This is a genomic window from Embleya sp. NPDC005971, assembly GCF_040629175.1.
In the GTDB taxonomy this organism is placed as follows: Bacteria; Actinomycetota; Actinomycetes; order Streptomycetales; family Streptomycetaceae; genus Embleya.
This window is the reverse complement of sequence record NZ_JBEXUX010000117.1, coordinates 1-18093: the sequence shown is the minus strand read 5'-3', so window position 1 is coordinate 18093 and position 18093 is coordinate 1. Positions and strand designations below refer to the sequence as shown.

Below are 18093 nucleotides of genomic sequence, written 5' to 3'. Positions count from 1 at the left end.
CGCAACGCGCTCAACAAAGGCGACGGGCCGTAACCTCGGCGGACCGCCGCCATCAGATGCCGGCGCGGCGCACGCGCGGATGCGGGATCGGCCGGCGAAGCCGGAGAACTGCCAGGTGTATTGCCGCTGCGGAGCCTTGGCCCAAGTGATGAACCGGATCGCCTTGGCGTCGTCTTCCGTGTCGAGCGGGTCGAATACGTAATGGACGAAGTGGTGGCCGGCGGAGCCGGTGCCGTTGGGCGCCTTGCCGTCCACTCTGCCGAGGGTGAATCCGTTGGTGTGCTTCACGACCCCGGTCGGCGGGGACGTCCGCGCGCCGTACGCCGCCCGGCCGAACGGGATGACGGCGTCGGCCCAGGTGATCGCCGGGTCGTCGCCCGGGCCCGGGTTGGCCTCGCTTCGGGCGAACGAGCAGTCGCGTACCCCGCCCCGCCGTTCCCGGCGCAGCGCGGCGGGATCAGACGGCCACGGGTGGGTGCCGTAGTAGGCGTCGCAGCCGGGCTTGCCGAGGCTGAACGGTGTCGTGCGGTTCGGGGCGGTGATCGAGGTGTTCGAGTCCGAATCGACTTGGGCGGTGTATTCGTCGGTGAGGACTTTCGTGTAGGGGGCGGCCGAACCGCCGCTCGCGACGACCGCCCCCGGTGCGGCGCCGGCGGCCCCGGAACGGCCCGGGGGACCGGTCGGTGAGGTGGCGCGCGGAAGTGGTGCACGGAACATCCCCGACAGATCCCTTGACCTGGTCAAGTTGACCGATCGTCGTTAGCCTCCGAGCCCTGCCCGCCGACGCGACACGTGTCGCATCTCGGGTGACGGACCATCAGGAGACGGGAGTGGCCATGACCTTGGACATCGGCACCGTGGCGGATGCCGGGCTGTTCGTGAACGGAGCCTGGGCGCCCGGTGGCAACGGCCGGTTCGAGGACGTCTCGCCCGGAGACGGATCGGTACTCGCCACGATCGCGGACGGCGGCGTCGCGGACATGGTCGGCGCCGTCCGGGCCGCCCGAACGGCCTTCGACCGCGGGCCCTGGCCGCGCATGTCGCCCGCCGAGAGGTCCGCCTGCCTGGCCGAGCTCGCCGCGGGTCTGACCAGGCATCAGGACTTCTTCGATCACCTGTCCCGGGTCGAATGGGGCGTCGCCAACGACCGCCCCGGCCAGGTGATGGCCGCCGCCTCGATCGCCGCCGGCGCCGCGCAGTTGGCGCTCGTACCGGCCGAGGAAGCATTGACCGGTCCCGGCGCGGTGGGCACCCTCGTGCACGAGCCGCACGGGGTGGTCGCGGCCGTGACACCGTGGAACTACCCGCACACGCTGAATCTGACCAAGGTCGCCAACGCGATCGCGGCCGGCAACACCGTCGTACTCAAGCCGTCCCCGCTCAGCCCGCTCGCGGCGCCGGCGCTGGCCTGGATCATCGACCACGAGACGAGCATCCCGGCCGGCGTGGTCAACGTGGTGACCACCACGTCCCTGGACGCGGCCCGCGCGCTCACCGGGCATCCGGACGTCGACATGATCAGCTTCACCGGCAGTACGGTGGTCGGCAAGCAGATCGCGGCCGATGCCGCCGTCACGCTCAAGCGCGTCGTGCTCGAACTCGGCGGCAAGTCCGCCTCGATCCACCTCGACGACCTGCACCCGGACGCCTACGACACACTCGCCGCGCAGACCCTGTTCGACGGCTGCACCCGACACGCCGGGCAGGTCTGCGTGTTGCAGAGCCGCCTGTTCGTGCCGGCCGCCCGGGAGAAGGAGATCGTCGAGCGGCTGGTCGCCCTGGCGGCGGCGGTTCGGGTGGGCGACCCGCGCGCGAGCACCACCGAGATGGGTCCGCTGATCAGCGGAGCCCAGGCCGACCGGGTGCTGTCCGACATCGCGGGCGCGGTGGCCGAGGGCGGCGTGATCGCGCACGGCGGCGGTCGGGTGGAGGTGCCCGGCGGCGGGCACTACATCGCGCCGACCATCCTGACCGGAATCACCAACACGATGCGGATCGCGCGCGAGGAGGTCTTCGGTCCGGTCCTCGCGGTGATCCCCTACCGCGACCCGGACGAGGCCGTCGCGATGGCCAACGACTCGCGATTCGGCCTGGTGGGCGCGGTACACGGCGCCGACCCCGAGCGCGCCGCGGCGGTCGCGCGCCGGATCCGCGCGGGACAGGTGACCGTGAACGGCGCTCGCGCGCTCGGCCCGTTCGGCGGCTTCCGGGAAAGCGGCCTCGGCCGCGAACAGGGCCTGGCGGGCCTGCGCGAGTTCACCGAGACCAAGGGCGTCAGCCGCCCGGCGTAGGCACGCGCGAGCGGGGTGTGTTGCTCGGCGAACACGTCGTCGAGCAGCGCCCGGGTCCGCGCCGCGGGGGTGCACGCGGGGGTGCACACGCACCATGCCCGTGTACCCCCGCGGCCCCGAGCCTCCGCACGATGCGGCACCCGCGCAAGTGCGCTGCGGTCGCCCGCGGTTCCGTACAACGTCCTCGCCACGCGCTCGGCGCAACAGGCCGACGGGCGACAGGCGATGGGCGGCGGGTGTCGGGCGACGGAGCCATTCCCCGCTCACCCGTCGACACCGTCGGACATCGAGACAGTCGGATATCGAAACATCCAGCCTTCGGGACCCGAGAGAGGCATCCATGCGCGCGGCCATTCTGACCACCCAGCCCGGCACCCTGGACATCGTCGACATCGAGATCGATCTCCCCGGTCCCGGCGAGGTGTTGGTGCGGACCGCGGCGTGCGGTCTGTGTCACTCCGACATCCACATCCTCGACGGCGCGATCCCCCACCAGCGCCCGGCCGTGCTCGGCCACGAGGCGTCCGGGACGGTCGTCGCGGTCGGCCCGGGTGTCACCCGGGTCGCGCCCGGCGATCACGTCGTCGCGTGCCTGTCGGTGTTCTGCGGCCGCTGCCCGCAGTGCGCGCGCGGCCGGACCTGGCTGTGCTCGGACAAGGCCGCCACCATGCGCGACGCCGACGGTCCGCCCCGGCTGTCCAGGAACGGACAGCCGGTGAACGCGAGTTCGTGGATCGGCGGGCTGGCCGAGCAGATGCTCCTGCACCAGAACGCGGTGGTCGCGATCGACCCGGCGATGCCGCTCGACGTGGCCGCGGTGATCGGCTGCGCGGTGACCACCGGTGTCGGCGCCGCCTGGCGCAGCGCCGACATCCGGGCCGGCGAAACCGTCGCGGTGCTCGGCTGCGGCGGCATCGGCCTCAACATCGTCCAGGGTGCGCGTCTGCGCGGCGCGGGGCGGGTGATCGCGATCGACCTGCAACCGGCCAAGCGTGAACTCGCCCGCGCGCTCGGCGCGACCGACACGATCGACGCGGCGTCATACGACGCGGTGGCCGAAGTCCTCGCGCTGACGGCGGGGTTCGGCGTCGACCACGCCTTCGAGGCGATCGGCCTGGAGGCCACCATCGGCCAAGCCGTGGCGATGACGTCGCCGGGCGGGACGGCGTACGTGGTCGGGGTCACCCCGATGACCGCGACCGTGAACGTGCCGGGCTACGCCCTCTGGGGCCAGGGCAAGACCGTACGCGGCGTACACATGGGATCCAACACGTTCACCACCGACATGCCGCGCTACGTCGATCTCTACCTCCAGGGTCGGCTGCGCATCGACGAGTTGATCAGCCGTCGGATCCCACTGACCGAGGTCAACGACGCGTACGACGCACTGCGCAGAGGCGAAGTGGCCCGCTCGGTCGTGACCTTCTGATCCCGAGCCCCGCCCGCGCAGCCAAGAGCGCTACGCCCGGGACGTCCCCGTCCCGGGCACGCCGATCGGGCGAGGTCGCCGCCTGCTCATGGCATGGCCCGATGACGGGCGTGGGCGGCGATCGGGTCGGCCGGCTCCTCCGCCGTCCGGGCCGTGGTGTGCAACCACCAACCAAAGCCGCCCGGTTGCTCACACATGGCCCGATACTGCGGGCCGTGGTCGAAGTGGGCCCGCACTCGGGCCGGGCGAGCCACGTTGCGCTGTCGGCAGACCTCCAAGGGCGGGGCCGGGAGGACGAACTGCCCGACCGGTTGGCGTCGTTGCAGGCCCGCGCCCGGTCCGCATCCGATTCCCCGACTGGGGCTTCGCCCGGGCACGGCTCGCCGGGGGACGGCGCGGGATGCCGCAGGGCGTTGTCGGAGGGCGTTCCTACGGTGGTGGCGATCGTCTCCTTCGGACCCTGGACGCCGTCGGCGTCGTGGCGTTCCGGAGCCCGTGGACCTCGACCCAGGAAATGTCGTGAAGCATGTCCGACCTTCCCGCCCACACCGCCGACGACGACTGGCGGTCGTCCCTGACGCAGGCCCTCGGCGTCCTGGTGGGCCGGCCGCTCGCGGACTTCGCGCCCGATGCGCGATACGCGGCCTACTACAGCGGCAACCGGCTCCACGAGACCGAGTCCTACCGGGACCCCGAGTGGCTTGAGCCCGCCGCGTTGACGGGCCGGACGTCGGTATCGAACGAGAACCTGCTGCTGCTCGACGAAATCGGCTACCCGGAACCGCGGTTCGACGCGAGCCGCTCCCTCTTCGAGATCGATACACCGGCCGCGTTCCCGGCCGCGTTCGCGGAGGATCTGTCGTCCGTGTCATTGAGCGGTCCCGACGACCTGCCCATCGTCCGGGGTGCCGATCTGGCGCGGTCGACGGCACGCCATGGCGTCGACCTCACGTCCGCCGATCTGCCGGAGGGGACCTGGTCCCTGGTGATGGCCGCGATCGTGTCGGACGGCACGCTGCCGGACGCCCTCCGCGTGGCCACCGGTATCGGCGAGGGCCCCGACACGCTGGTGCGGTGCGCGGAGGGCGGCACGGAGGTGGAGGCGGCGATCGCGGCCGTGGAGCACGCCGGAATCCGGGCGCACCTGCGCGCCTTCTGCGACCCCGACTCCCACGACCTGGCCCTCTGCCCCCACGACATGCGCGAGGCCGGGAACGAGGACGGCGCGCTGGTGGCCAAGTGGGAGGGCGCGGTCGACCAGTACGTGATCACGGTGCAACGCGTCGGCCCCTGACCCACCCCCGCCGCCAGCCGCTGCTGCCGCTCGCGGGTGTCGTCGACCGATGTGTCGAGGACACCCGCGACCGTCATGTCACCCGGTCGACCGCCGCCCCGAAGCGCCGCCCGTCCCGGTCGCGGGGTCGGTCTCGGTGTGGACCCAGGTGATCATCGTGTCGAGTTCCGGGGCCATCCAACGGTCTTCCTTCAGCATGGGCACCACCTGCCGGATCCTTTGCTGGACGGCCTCGGTGCCCTTGGCCATCGGGAGGCCCTTCATGAAGGCGTCACCGCCCTCCTCGGGCCCGATGTTGCCGACGATGTCGACCCCTTGGGCGGTCATGAGCCACGTGACGCCGAGGATCTTCTCGAATCCGTCCAGGTTCTCGTGCAGGTGCCGGACCGACGCCACGGCCATGGTGTTGTGATCCTCCTGCCCGAACTTGACCGGCCGACTGAGCACTCCGGCCGGGGCCGCGTGGACCTGCATCTCGGGAACGACGGCCGCGGAGACCGTCTGGACCTGCACCATGCCGGAGTTGAGCCCCGCCTTGTCGTTCTTGCCCCACACCCCGACGAGACTGGGGGTCAGCCCGTAGCTCCACTCCTTGCTCATCAACCGTTCGCCCAACGCGTGCAACAACAACGCCACATCCGTCATCTGTGCGTTCAGGGTGTCGACGGCGTGGCCGATGCGCGCCGCGTCCCAGTTGCCGCCCATGACGAACTCACAGGAGTCCTTGCAGAAGATCAGCGGGTTCGACGTGGACGCGTTGGCCTCGTCGGCGACGATCCGCCACGCCTCGTCCACGGTGCGCCGGGCGGTCCCGATGATCTGGGGCGCGGCCCGCACCGAAACGGCGTCCTGGACCCGCGGCGAATATCCGCCGAGGGTCTCCGGGTGATCCTCGAACGCCTTGCGGCCCGGCTCGGTCATCCACTGGCTGCCCGAGGTCAACGTCCGGACCCGGTCGGCCACTTCGGCCTGCTCGGGAAACTTTCGCTCCTCGTGCGTACGCGAGTCCAGAGAACCCTGCTCGGCCCGGATCGCCTCCATGAACAGGGCGAATGCCTGTTCCGTCTGATCCAGCAGCGCGGCCGAACGGGCGACGGCGTGGGCGTATCGGGCGGTGAGCACGCTGTTTCCGCTGATCAGGGGAAGGGCCTCGCCCTGCTCCAGCGCGAAGGCCGCAGGCAGCTTCGCCGATTCGACCGCCCGGGCCGCCGTGGTCGTCTGTCCTCGGAACCAGGTACGGGCGTCCTTGGCCTGTTCGTCTCCCGTGAGGACCAGGCCCGCCTGCGCCATGGGCTGAAGATCCCCGGTCCCCAGCGGACCGATCTGGGGAAGCACGGGAGTCACTCCGGCATTGAGGAAGTCGAGGGTGCGTTGCACGAACCCCGAACGCACGCCCATGTGACCTCGGGCCATCGTGTTCGCCCGCAACAGCAGGGCGAGCCGGGTCACCCGCTCCGGAACGTCCGCTCCCACGCCCGATGCGTGCGAACGCAGCACGTTCACCTGGAACTTGAGCTGTTGCTCCGGGGTGAGAGGCTCTCCCTTCAGAGGTCCCAGTGCCTGGTTCCACCCGTAGACGCGATGACTCTTGTTCTTCAGGTACTCCTCCGCGCCCTTGCGCACGGAGTCGAGGTTCCCCTTGGCCTGCGGGGACAGTTCGACCCGCATGGGTTCCCCGCGCAGCACCGCTCGGATCAACTCCGGCTCCAGGGAGTTCCCGTCCAGGACGACCGCCCGCTCCGCTGCGACGGCCCGGTCGGCGAGCCTCGCCGACGCCGCCTGGCCGACGGCGGCCGGGGGACCCGCGGGCCCGACCAGGGCTCCCACGGCCAGCATCGCGACCGCTCCACGAACGATGCGTCTTCGCACCGATACGTTCATGATCAACACCTCCGCCCTTAATAGGATCAAAGGGGTAATCGAGTGATCCGCCTTTGCTCCGTCGGTGGGCGGGGCGCCGGCATCGCAAACCCTCCGAACCGCTCCCCCCCGCCGCGGCGTTGCCGGATTCCGGAGCGGATCGGGTACGTCCGGTGGCCGGATGCGGGGGATGACGGTGCCCATCCGTCCTGTCACGCTCGACATCCGACGAGCCGCTCCCTGGCGCGGAAACGGAGGAAAAGGTCGGGATGAAAGAGGAGGCGACGAGCCGTCGAGGCACGCGTCGGGCTGCGGCACCTTGGCAGCCGTGAGTCTCCTGGGGTGTTCGGGCGGGGGCTCGTCCGGCCCGGACCGCATCGGGGACCGCGCCGAGTTCACGGGACGAGCGGCCGCGATATGCGGCGAGGTCGTCTCCCGAGGGAACGCGAATCCGGACTCGCCAAGGACCGGCGGGCAATTCTCGAAGCCTTGGTCGCCGTGCGCGGGAAGGGGCTCCCGGCGGCGGACGCCACCGCCGCGTTGGACCGGGCCGTCCGGGAGTTCGAGCACACGACGCGCGATCTCGCGCGCGTCCGGTCGACGGACGCGACCTGGGCGGCTGCCTGGGCCGAGGTCGCCGACGCCGTCCGCGGGGACACACAGGTGTACCGCGATCGACGCGCCGCGGTGCACTCCGCGACCCGGCCACCCTTGCGGCGGCCTTCGACCCCGGGGGGCTCGCGTCCGACATCGGCGCGCCCCTGACCCGCCTGAACCTCGCCGAACGCGATTGCCGCCTCCTCCTCAAGTGACGGGGCGCCACACGAACGGCGTCCGAGGTTCGGATCGCACGTACTTCCCGGCCATGGCCCGGACTTGCCGGACCGGGCCCGGCCGGTACCGGCTGCCGCCGGCCGGGGCCTGAACGCGCGTGGTTCGCCGCCCTCGACATCGCCGTCGGCGCGGGCGGCGGACGCGGTCGGTCAATGGCCGCGGGAGAGTTCGCCGGTGAGGTTGCCGTGTATGGCGGCGGAGTGTTCGTCGAGTCCGGTGATCTCGACGGTTTTGCCGAAGCGGGCGTATTTGGTGGTGATGGCATCCAGGGTGGCGACCGTGGAGGCGTCCCAGATGTGCGCGTCCGTCAGGTCGATGATCACGTGGTCGGGGTCGTTGGGGTAGTCGAACCGGTAGACGAGGTCGTTGCTGGAGGCGAAGAACATCTCGCCGGTGACGTGGTAGACCACGCTGTCGCCGTCGGGGTCGACCACGGCGTTGACATCGGCGAGGTGGGCGACGCGTCGGGCGAAGATGATCATCGCGGTGATCGAGCCGACGACCACACCGACGGCGAGGTTGCCGGTGGCCACGACGATCACGACGGTGACGACCATGACCGTGGTCTCGCCGATCGGCATACGTTTGAGCGTCGCGGGCGCGATGGAGTGCCAGTCGAACGCACCGACCGAGACCATGATCATGACGGCGACCAGGACGGCCATGGGGATGTCGGAGACCACGGATCCGAAGACGACGCACAGGACCATCAGGAACACACCGGCCAGGAACGTGGACAGCCGGGTGCGGGCGCCGTTCTTGACGTTGATCATGGTCTGCCCGATCACCGCGCAGCCGCCCATGCCGCCGAAGAACCCGGTGACGATGTTCGCGACGCCCTGGCCGATCGACTCGCGGGTCTTGTTCGAGCGGGTGTCGGTGATGTCGTCGACGAGCTTGACCGTCATCAACGACTCCATCAACCCGACCAGCGCGAGGGCGAGCGCGTAGGGGGCGATCGTGGTGAGCGTGTCCGTGTTGTAGGGCACGTCCGGGATGCCGGGGGTGGGGAACGAGGAGGGGAGCCTGCCTTCGCCGCCGACGTCGGGCACCGCGATGCCGGCGCCGAGGGTGAGGGCGGTGAGCGCGACGATGGACACCAGCGGTGCGGGGACGACCTTGGTCAGGCGCGGGAGGAACACCATGATCAGCAGCGCGGCGCCCAGCAGGGGGTAGACGGCCCAGGGCACGTCGTGGAGTTGGGGCACCTGCGCGAGGAAGACCAGGATGGCGAGGGCGTTGACGAACCCGACCATCACCGAACGGGGCACGAACCGCATCAGCTTGGCCACGCCCAGCACCCCGAGCAGGATCTGGAAGACGCCACCCAGGACGACGGCGGCGACGAGGTAGCCGAGTCCGCGATCGTGGCTGAGGGGGGCGATGACCAGCGCGACGGCACCGGTGGCGGCGGAGATCATCGCCGGACGCCCGCCGACGATCGAGATGGTGACGGCCATGGTGAAGGACGCGAAGAGGCCGACGGAGGGGTCGACGCCGGCGATGATGGAGAACGAGATCGCCTCGGGAATCAGCGCGAGCGCGACCACCAGCCCGGCGAGGATCTCGACGCGGGCGACCTTCGGGGACGACAACCAGGCGGGCCGCCCGATGCGCAGGCGGGCGGAGGACGGGGCGGGATCGGACAAGGCGGGACCTTCGGTGTGTCGGGCGTGCCGGTCACCGCGTCGCGGGAGCGGGATCGCGTGCGTGCCGCGACACCGTCGGGAGCCGCGGCTCACCGGGGCGGCGCGGGTGGAAGTGGTGGGGTGACCGGCCGAGGGCGAGCGGCAGCCGGAGGGCGCCGCGTCAGCGAGGGGCCGGGATCACGGTGGGCAGGAGGCAGGGCCGGGCGATGTCATCGCGCCCCCTCCTGGGACCGGGGCGGGCGCGGAATGCCTGGCCGTGGTGTCGTTCGGACACAGGACCCATCGGCCCCGTCGACCACCGACCCTACCCTAACGTTACGGTAAAGATCACGTCCGGGGCTTCGCTGCGGACTTCAGGGCGGAAGGACGCACGTGGACCAGGCGCACATGCAGATCGGCGAGGTGGCCGAGCGCACCGAGTTGTCGTTGCGGACGATTCGGCACTACGAGGAGGTCGGCCTCGTGGTGCCCTCCGCGCGTTCGCAGGGCGGTTTCCGCCTGTACACCGAACCGGACGTGGCCCGGTTGATGCTGATCCGCCGGATGAAACCGCTCGGGTTCTCGCTGGAGGAGATGCGCGACCTGCTCGCGGCCACCGATCGGCTCGACGACCCCGCCACCGACGCACCCGAACGGGCCGCTTTGATCGCGGTGGTGCGCGGATTCGAGGAGACGACGCTGCAGCGCTGCGAGGCGCTGCGCGTACAGCTCGACCGCGCCAGGGAGTTCGCTGCCACACTGCGCGAGCACACCGCACCCGCACCGCCCCGCTGACACCGGATCACCCCTCCCTGTACGGATCGACCCGCCCCCGAACCCGGGGCGCTCGCCACAGAGCGGGCGCGGCGGCGACCACACCGGGGTTCCGGCCGACAGGGGAGGTATCCGTCGCGCCGATCGGCGTGAACGGCAGCTCGGCCCGGAGCCCGGCGATACGGGTTCCGGGCCGTCCCGGTGCGGCGAAAACCGCAAGTCGTCGACCCCACCCTGCGCGGCATCGCCCATGCGGGGCCCCCGAGGCCGCAGGTGCCGGCGCCCACGTCATAACGGCCCTGGGGGCTGCCATCGACGCCCTCGCCCACGCCCAGGAGCATGCCCCGCTCCCTGACGATCCGTCAGGAAGTCGCCGTCCGCTGTGAGTTCATCGACGACTTGCGGTACGGACACGGCGATCCAGGTCGCCTTCCCCCCGGCCCGCCGAGTCGAACGCGAACTCGTCGGCCACTCGGCGAACGCGACACCCTGCTCACCGCCAAGGGCGGCCGCATCCCTTGGGCTCCACACCGTCGGCAACCGGCGCCGCGGCGTACGCCCGGGCGCCGCACAACGGGGCGGAGCCGGATCGGAAACACCGACCGGCCCGACGCGCACTCGTTGCCGATACAGCAAAGATTCTTGCCATTTCCGATGGGAGGTCGCAGTCTGAAGCACGGCCGTTCGGCCGTTCCAAACCACCAGGAGGCTTGCGATGAGCAACCCGATAGACATCGACGGTGCACGCGGGAACGACGGCGAAACGCCAAGAGGGGACCGGCTTCGCCACATCCGCGCCGGCGAGGCGCAGGGGCCCGCGGCCGTCATCAGCGGCGCCACGGTCGGTTCGAGGAAGCTCTGGATGGGCCTGGTGGTCAATCCGCCGTCCAGCGCGACGGACAACCACCACCACGGCGATTCCGAGGCGGGCGTCTACGTGGTCAGCGGGAACCCTTTGTACTTCTACCACGACGGCACCAAGGAGGTACGCATCGAAGCCGGCCCCGGCGACTTCCTCCACGTACCGCCGTTCGTCCCCCACCGCGAGGAGAACCCCGACCCGAACGAGCCGGTCGTCGTCGTGATCGCCCGGACCACTCAGGAGCCGATCAAGATCTCCGTCCCGGAGCTGTACCGGCTCGAAGACACACCCGCGCACTGACGGAAGACGGGCCGGCGAGCGCGGGGTTCGCCGGCCCCCGTGCCGAAAGTCCGCGACACCGACAACGGCGGCCACACAGGCGGGTCACAGGTCCGCACCCACTCCCCTGCGCGCGCGGGGAACGGCCGACGGGATGGAGAATCCGCATTCTTGGAACTCGCCCTGCGTATAGGCCCCGCGGACCTGCCGGGGACTCTCGTGGAAGAGTTGCGTATCCCGGGAAACCGCAGAGGGTTGCGCGGATCATGTCCCGTCGAGCGGCCGTGACGGGACCGTCCACGCAACCCTCCTTCCCCTCATCCGACTTGCCGCACAGGGAAACGAGGACATCCACTTCCCCGAGCCGCGGGTCGTGCCACGTCACCGAAGACCTCGGCGTCGGCGACACGGTGACCGGCGTCGTTGAAGTCGGGGTCTCCGTGGGAGATATGGCCGCCACAGCCGTTCAGGACGGCGCTCCCGGCCCGGCCCCGCATCGCAGCCCGGTGTCGCATCCGAGCGCGTCGCCCGGCGCCTTCGACGCCGCTGCTCACGAGGCGGGCGCGGCCGTGGTGATGAGCGCCGCCGCCGTGAAACCACAGCGGGAGAACGAACGGCCGGTGGCCCCGCCAGGGTGTGGTCAGGGTGCGAGTACGACCGTCTTGCCGGGCAGCCGGCCGGCGCCGGCGTCCTCGTGCACGGCGGCCAGTTCGGTCGCCGGGCGGTGCGCGGCGACGTGGAGTCGGAGCTTGCCGGCGTCCACCTTGGCGACCAGCTCGGCGAGTTGGGCTCCGTCGCTGCGGACCCACAAACTCGCGGTGCGCACGCCCCGGGCGGGATCGTCGGGGATCGGGCCGGCCGTGCCGGCGGCGATCCCGCCGTCGGCGACGTAGTTCGTGAGCTGCGCGAGTTCTTCCGGGGAGACGCGTACGTGGTTGATCACGGCGTCGAACGGGCCGCCGACGGCGGCCGGGCCGGCGGCGAGGTCGAGGGGGTCGACGACCCGGTGGGCGCCGTAGCCCCGCAGGCGGTCGGCGTGCCGTGGTGTGTCCACCGCGGTCACGTGTGCCCCGGCGTCGACGGCGAGTTGCACCACGAGGCCGCCCACGGCGCCGCCCGCGCCGTTGACCAGGACGCTCTGCCCGGGCTTCAGCTCGGCGAGTTCGAACGCCGTCTGCCAGGCGGCCAGACCGGTCAGCGGCAGCGCTGCGGCGTCGACCAGCTCGATCGTCCGAGGCGCGGGGGCCAGGGACTCTGCCGGGGCGAGCACGTACTCGGCGGCGCCGCCCCCGGAGTCGAGGGGCAGCATCGCCACGACCGGGTCGCCGACCTTCGGGCCCCTCACGTCCGCGCCGAGTTCGGCGACGGTGCCCGCCAGGTCGATCCCGGGCACGTACGGGAGGGTGATCGGGAGCATGTCGGCCAGGGCGCCGGCGCGGATGTGGTCGTCGACCGGGTTGAACGAGGTGGCCGCCACCCGCACCAGCACCTGCCCGGCGCCGGGGACCGGACGCTCGACGTCCTCGTGGCGCAGGACCTCGCTGCTGCCGAACTCGTGGAAACGTATTGCCTTCATGGCACTTTCCTCCTGGGTGTGTCGATGTCGTCGCCGCGGGTGCGGCGATCGGGGGGACGGTGGAGCGCGTCGAGGCGCTCAGGTGAGCTGCACGGACCGGGTCGAGTTGCCCATCACCATGCGGTCGACGGCGCTCACCGCGCTGCCGGGATCGTCGGCGGCGCCGACGGTGAACAGCAGCGGGACGAAGTGCTCGGCCGTCGGATGGGCAACCGCGGCACCGGGAGCCTTGTTGCGGTAATCGACGAGCGCGTCGACGTCGCCCCAGGCGAGGGCGTCGGCGGCCCACGCGTCGAAGGCCGCGGTGTCGGCCGCGAGTTCCGGCCGCCGGAAGACCGCGAGGCTGTGCGTCATGAAGCCCGAGCCGAGTACCAGGACGCCTTCGTCACGCAACGGCCGCAACCGTGCCCCGAGTTCGAGCAGGGCGCCGGGGTCGAGGCCGGGCATCGACACCTGCACGACCGGGACGTCGGCCGCCGGGTACATGGCCATGAGCGGGATGAACGCGCCGTGGTCGAGGCCGCGGTCGGCGAACTCGTGCACCGGCGTCCGGCCCAGCAGGCCCGTGAGCCGCCGGGCGAGGTCGCCGGCGTCCGGGGTCGCGTAGGGAAGAGTTTTGTAGCGGGGGTGGAATCCGCTGAAGTCGTAGTACAGCGGGGTGCCGGCCGCAGCCCCGGATATCGCGACCGGTGCCCGTTCCCAATGGGCCGAGACCACGACGACCGCCCGGGGCTTGGGCATCGACCGGCCCCAGTCGAAGAGGTCGCCGAGCCACTGCGGATCGTCGAGGGTGAACGGCGCCCCGTGGCTGACGAACAGGCTGGGCAGCGGCCCGTCCGACGGCTCCCACACCCGCTGCTCGCGCGCCTGTGGCAGAACCCGGGCAAGAAGGTCGTCGTACGCCCCGGCCGGCCCACTCGCGGGGACGGGAGACGTCGGGCCGTTCGGGGAGGCCGGGCTGTTCGTGGTGGTCGTGGTCGTGGCAGTCGTCGCGATCAGCTCCTCACTTGACTTGCCTCGGCAAGTTATTTCACTTGCCTGGGCAAGTTGAAAGCTAGCGCATCAAGACTTGCCCAGGCAAGTCAATGCGAGTTGCCCGGGCAAGTAGGATGGGGCTCATGGACACCCAGTCGCCCTGGCTCGACGACGACCAGCAGGACCTGTGGCAGGCGCTGCACACGGTCGTCGTCGCCCTCCCCGCGGCCCTCGACCGCCAACTCCAGCGGGACGCGGGCATCTCCAACTTCGAGTACGGCGTGCCGGCCCGGCTGTCCGCGGCCGACAAGGCCACGATGCGGCTCAGCGACAGCCCGAAGACCACCGCGAAGATCATCACCGGGACGAACGCCTCGATCGGCCCCGGCTCCACCCCGAACATGCCGTAGCAGGTGGCCCGACTACTGCTCGGCTTCACCGCCGGGCAACACCTGCGCCTGCGCCCGGCGTTCGTCAACGGAGCCCCCCGGCTGGTCGTCCGCGATCCGCAGGACGTGCTGTCGGTACCGGCCCTCACCGTCGACGCGCACCGCATCACATCCGTCGACGTCGTCCGCAACCCCGACGAGCTCACCACCGTCCGCTCCCCCGAACAGTGGTGAAACCCCGCCCCGAGGAGCGGCCCCGGCCGACACACCCTCACTCACATCAGTGCGGAAGTACGAAGCCGAATGTCGCGAAGGCCCCTTCATCCTCGCCGGTCCTGCGAACGCCGTTGGCATAGAGAAGGGTTCCGTTGCCGTTCACGGCAATCCTCCCCAAGTCCGCAACGCCGGGATCAGCCGGTACGACGGTGGTGATCATGCCGTCGGAACCGACCTTGCGGATTCGGCGTGCGTCGCCCTCCACGATGTAGAGGTTCCCCGCGTAGTCCGTGGCCAAGGCGGCGGGTCGGTTCAGTGCGGCATGGAATGCCCGGGTGGTCTCCTTGGTGTCCGCGCCCGCACCGGCCACGGTCCAGGCGCGGACGGTGCCGCCGGTGGTGATCCTGCGCACGACTCCGCACTCCGGATAACTGAGCCAGACGTCGCCCCTGCCCGCCGCCGCGATGCCGTTCACCACGGTGTTGTTCCCGGCACAGTTCGAGGGTGCAACGTCGCGCAGGTGCGCGATCCTGGTGACGCCGTCTGGCGTGGTCTTCCACAAATCGTTGACGAAGCCTGCTCCGTCGTCTGCGGTGGCGAGGGTGTAGAGCGTGCCGGAGGCGTCGTCCAAGGCCAGAGCGCACGGCAACGGCCGGTTGTCGATGCCGGGGTAGAGCGCCTTGCCGTCGGCGACGGTGTGGATGTTTCCCTTGTCGTCGACCAGCCGTACGCGTTCGCCGAGCAAATCGGCAATGTAGAAGGAGTGCGTGCGGGGGTCGATGACGATGTCCACGGGCCGGAGGAGTCTGGCCTCACGGGCGGGGATGCCGTCCTCGTTGCTCTCACCGCCGCCTGCGACCACGTCGACCGTGCCGAGGGGCGATTCGGTTCGAGGCTTTGCCGGGGAGCGGTGTACCGCCGACAGACGGCGTCTACGTGGTACTGCGCGTCGAAAGCGGGGTGCCCGGATTCCTTGCCGTCAGTCCCGCCGGACACTTCAAGGGCCGAGACCCGTCGGTGGACGTGGCGACGTTGCGGGAGGCCTGGGTGAACGGCGCCGAGGTGGTCTACGTCGGCAAGGCGTCGGTGGGCGCCAACGGGCGGCGGGGCTTGCGCAAACGGTTGGACGAGTTCCGCCGGTTCGGCGCGGGCAAGCCCGTCGGCCACCGGGGTGGCCGGTACGTGTGGCAACTCGCGGATGCGGACGCCCTCTTGGTGGCCTGGCAGGAGACTCCCGACCGGGATCCCGCCACGGTCGAGACAGCCCTCATCGCGGAATTCATGGCCATCCACGACGCCCGCCCGTTCGGGAACCGCAACCGAGGTCGCCGTACGACCCCTGCCACACAGGAACGAGACGGAAGCCCGATCGACCCGGTTCGCCGAGACAACGACTCGATGTCTTGAGACCTGACAGCGGCCCTGCGCCGGAACGGGCCGGGCGGATACCTCGGTTGCGAGGAAGAGGGCCGGGCCGGTGTCGGCGGTGGTTCGAACTTCGGATTCGGTGATCGCCGCGGCGTCGACGAGTGAACGCAACCCCCGGGCGGCCGGGGCCGGCGTGGTCGGCCCCGGCAATTGGCGGATGTGGCACGGAGCGTGTGCGCCGATGGTGGCCGTCGGGCGACCGAAGTCGGTTCGGTCGCCCGTACGTCGGCGCGTTCGCTGCTACTCGCCGCCCAGCCACAGGTCGGGGCCGAACACCTCGTAGTGGATGTCGGCGGGGCGCACGCCGAGTTCGATCAGCCGGGCACGCACTCCGCGCATGAAGGGCAACGGGCCGCACAGGTAGGCGCGGGCGCCGGTCGGGATCGTGATGTCGGTCAGTTCCATGCGGCCCCGACGGGTCGCGGGCACGTCCTCGGCCCCCGCCGACTCGTACCAGAAGTGCACTGCTCCCGGGGCCAGTTCGTCGGCGAGTCGGGTGTGTCGGGCCCGCAGCGCGTGTTCGGCCGGGGACCGGTCGGCGTGCAGGACGGTGACGGGACCGGCGTGGTCGACGCGCACGAGGTGGTCCAGCATCGCCACGATCGGAGTGCAGCCGATGCCGGCGGAAATCAGCAACAGGGGCGCGGCGTCATCGACCGGCGGTACGTCGCCGTAGGGGGCGGACAGGGTCAGTCGCGACCCCACGTGCCCGTGCGCGTGCAAGTGGTTGGAGACCTCGCCTTCGGGCACACCGTGTACCCGCTTGACCGTGATCGACAACGTCTCGGCGGGCGCTGCGGACAGGCTGTACTGCCGTATCTGCCGTGCTCCGTCCGGGAGTTCGACCTGAACCGAGACGTACTGCCCCGGCCGAAACCCCGGCACCTCGTCACCGGCGCACGGGCTCAGCCGGAACGTCGCGACATCGGCGGTCTCCTGGACGCGTTCCACGATCTCCCAGGTACGCCAGGTACTCCCGTCCACGGCGCCCGCTTCGGCGTACAACCGTTCCTCGATCGCGATCAGGGCGTTCGCCATCAGCCAGTAGACCTCGTCCCAGGCACGGGCGACATCGGGCGTCACCGCCTCGCCGAGCACGTCGACGATCGCCTCGAACAGGTGGGTGTGCACGATCGTGTACTGGTCGCGGGTGATGCCGAGCGACGCGTGCTTGTGCGCGATCCGGGCCAGCATGGCGTCCGGACGAACGTCCGGGTGCTCGACGAGCGCGGTCGCGAACGCGGCGATCGAACCGGCCAGCGCCTGCCGTTGCGAACCGTCCGCCTGGTTGCCGCGATTGAACAGGTCGCGCAGCAACTCGGGGTGGGCCGCGAACATCTTCTTGTAGAACAGGTCGGCGATGTCGCCGATCGCGGCGCCTACCGCCGGGAGCGTGGCGCGAACCGTCCGTGTGGTCTGGGCGGACAACATTGCGACTCCTAATTGGTATCTCAGATGCGCATTAAAGGGCGGCGATGACGAGAGACACGGAAAGCCGAGAAAAGATCAGCCGGTCCCGGTGGGCGCGCGGCCGATCATGCCGATGAGCGTCGGGCCGGACGGCGAGGCGACCAGGTCGGCGAGGGTGATCGGGTCGAGTGACGCGTAGAACGCCTCCTGCGCGCGGCGAAGCACGCCACGCAGCCGGCAGTTCGCGACCAGCGGGCACGGCACGTCGCCCTCACAGGCCACGACATCGCCGGCCCCCTCGAGTTCGCGGACCAGCGCCCCCATGGACGCCGCCGGCGCACCCGCCCCCAGGCTCAGGCCTCCGCCACGCCCGCGGCGGGCCTCGACCAGCCCGAGGTGCTGGAGACGCGCAACGGCCTTGGCCGTGTGGGTGTACGGAACGCCGATGACCTCCGCCACCCGACGGGTGGTCAGCAAGTCGTCCCGAGCCGCCGCGAGACACATCAACACCCGCAGCGCCACATCCGTGAACATGGCCAATCGCATGAGAGGCACGCTATTTAATACGCATCCCAAATGCAAATTAACCACGACTCCTGGCCCACCCCGACCCGACGCCACACCGGAGCGGGCCGGGCCGGTTCGGGAAGCACGAAGAGCAGAGCCTCGCCCAGGGCTTCGCCACGCTTCGATTCGAGGGAGTCGTCGTAGCCGTGGGGGACTTCGTCCCGATCCGACCCGATCCGACTCCATTCCTTCCCGTCGAACGTCGGGCCGTCGGCCGGAAAGCGGCCGGCACCCTGACCTGCTGAAACAGGCACGCCGAGTGCTTCGTACTTCTTAGCCAG

The 18093-nt window shown here is 70.7% G+C and carries 17 protein-coding genes; 8 read left to right on the top strand and 9 right to left on the bottom strand.

What is annotated here, in order from left to right:
• The coding region (locus tag ABZ374_RS46495) for a hypothetical protein (protein WP_360324367.1) at positions 1–717 on the bottom strand (717 nt) is incomplete at its 3' end.
• 119 nt (positions 718–836) lie between these two features.
• Here ABZ374_RS46495 and ABZ374_RS46490 point away from each other — a divergent pair.
• The 3 genes from ABZ374_RS46490 to ABZ374_RS46480 all read left to right on the top strand — a co-directional run bounded on the left by ABZ374_RS46490 (position 837) and on the right by ABZ374_RS46480 (position 5014).
• A complete protein-coding gene (locus ABZ374_RS46490) occupies positions 837–2291 on the top strand; it encodes an aldehyde dehydrogenase family protein (RefSeq protein WP_360324366.1) in 1455 nt (484 codons plus the stop codon).
• Positions 2292–2631: 340 nt separating this feature from the next.
• Positions 2632–3720 (top strand): Zn-dependent alcohol dehydrogenase, encoded by a 1089-nt coding sequence (locus ABZ374_RS46485; protein ID WP_360324364.1) that lies wholly within the window; start codon positions 2632–2634, stop codon positions 3718–3720.
• Between the two features lie 526 nt (positions 3721–4246).
• Positions 4247–5014, top strand: a complete 768-nt coding sequence (locus ABZ374_RS46480) for a hypothetical protein (protein ID WP_360324362.1) — start codon at positions 4247–4249, stop codon at positions 5012–5014.
• 78 nt (positions 5015–5092) lie between these two features.
• Here ABZ374_RS46480 and ABZ374_RS46475 read toward each other — a convergent pair whose 3' ends face one another.
• Positions 5093–6850: an aromatic amino acid ammonia-lyase gene (locus ABZ374_RS46475; RefSeq protein ID WP_360324360.1), complete on the bottom strand. Its 1758-nt coding sequence runs from the start codon at positions 6848–6850 to the stop codon at positions 5093–5095.
• Between the two features lie 1007 nt (positions 6851–7857).
• A complete protein-coding gene (locus ABZ374_RS46470) occupies positions 7858–9357 on the bottom strand; it encodes a SulP family inorganic anion transporter (RefSeq protein ID WP_360324358.1) in 1500 nt (499 codons plus the stop codon).
• 372 nt (positions 9358–9729) lie between these two features.
• On the opposite strand from ABZ374_RS46470, the gene ABZ374_RS46465 reads away from it, so the two are divergent.
• Together ABZ374_RS46465 and ABZ374_RS46460 are read left to right on the top strand one after the other, a co-directional pair.
• Positions 9730–10131 carry a MerR family transcriptional regulator gene (locus tag ABZ374_RS46465; protein ID WP_360324356.1) on the top strand — a complete coding sequence of 134 codons (402 nt, stop codon included), beginning with the start codon at positions 9730–9732 and terminating at the stop codon, positions 10129–10131.
• Between the two features lie 694 nt (positions 10132–10825).
• Positions 10826–11272 (top strand): cupin domain-containing protein, encoded by a 447-nt coding sequence (locus ABZ374_RS46460; RefSeq protein WP_360324354.1) that lies wholly within the window; start codon positions 10826–10828, stop codon positions 11270–11272.
• A gap of 619 nt (positions 11273–11891) precedes the next feature.
• Here the strand turns inward: ABZ374_RS46460 and ABZ374_RS46455 are convergent.
• Positions 11892–12827 (bottom strand): NADP-dependent oxidoreductase, encoded by a 936-nt coding sequence (locus ABZ374_RS46455; RefSeq protein ID WP_360324353.1) that lies wholly within the window; start codon positions 12825–12827, stop codon positions 11892–11894.
• A 78-nt stretch (positions 12828–12905) separates the two neighbouring features.
• Positions 12906–13679 carry a class III extradiol ring-cleavage dioxygenase gene (locus ABZ374_RS46450; RefSeq protein WP_360324351.1) on the bottom strand — a complete coding sequence of 258 codons (774 nt, stop codon included), beginning with the start codon at positions 13677–13679 and terminating at the stop codon, positions 12906–12908.
• Positions 13680–13945: 266 nt separating this feature from the next.
• Here ABZ374_RS46450 and ABZ374_RS46445 point away from each other — a divergent pair, with 266 nt between their 5' ends.
• Both ABZ374_RS46445 and ABZ374_RS46440 read left to right on the top strand, forming a co-directional pair.
• A complete protein-coding gene (locus ABZ374_RS46445) occupies positions 13946–14212 on the top strand; it encodes a hypothetical protein (RefSeq protein ID WP_360324349.1) in 267 nt (88 codons plus the stop codon).
• Positions 14213–14215: 3 nt separating this feature from the next.
• A complete protein-coding gene (locus tag ABZ374_RS46440; RefSeq protein ID WP_360324347.1) occupies positions 14216–14425 on the top strand; it encodes a hypothetical protein in 210 nt (69 codons plus the stop codon).
• Positions 14426–14471: 46 nt separating this feature from the next.
• Here ABZ374_RS46440 and ABZ374_RS46435 read toward each other — a convergent pair whose 3' ends face one another.
• Positions 14472–15200, bottom strand: a complete 729-nt coding sequence (locus tag ABZ374_RS46435) for a hypothetical protein (RefSeq protein ID WP_360324345.1) — start codon at positions 15198–15200, stop codon at positions 14472–14474.
• 143 nt (positions 15201–15343) lie between these two features.
• On the opposite strand from ABZ374_RS46435, the gene ABZ374_RS46430 reads away from it, so the two are divergent.
• Entirely contained in the window at positions 15344–15814 is a 471-nt protein-coding gene (locus ABZ374_RS46430; protein ID WP_360324343.1) for a hypothetical protein, read from the top strand.
• A gap of 261 nt (positions 15815–16075) precedes the next feature.
• Here the strand turns inward: ABZ374_RS46430 and ABZ374_RS46425 are convergent, their stop codons facing one another.
• The 3 genes from ABZ374_RS46425 to ABZ374_RS46415 form a co-directional block, all read right to left on the bottom strand.
• Positions 16076–17290 carry a globin domain-containing protein gene (locus ABZ374_RS46425; RefSeq protein WP_360324369.1) on the bottom strand — a complete coding sequence of 405 codons (1215 nt, stop codon included), beginning with the start codon at positions 17288–17290 and terminating at the stop codon, positions 16076–16078.
• Positions 17291–17341: 51 nt separating this feature from the next.
• Entirely contained in the window at positions 17342–17791 is a 450-nt protein-coding gene (locus ABZ374_RS46420; RefSeq protein ID WP_360324341.1) for an Rrf2 family transcriptional regulator, read from the bottom strand.
• Between the two features lie 14 nt (positions 17792–17805).
• Positions 17806–18093, bottom strand: a 288-nt coding sequence (locus tag ABZ374_RS46415) for a hypothetical protein (RefSeq protein WP_360324339.1), incomplete at its 5' end; no start/stop codon positions are given.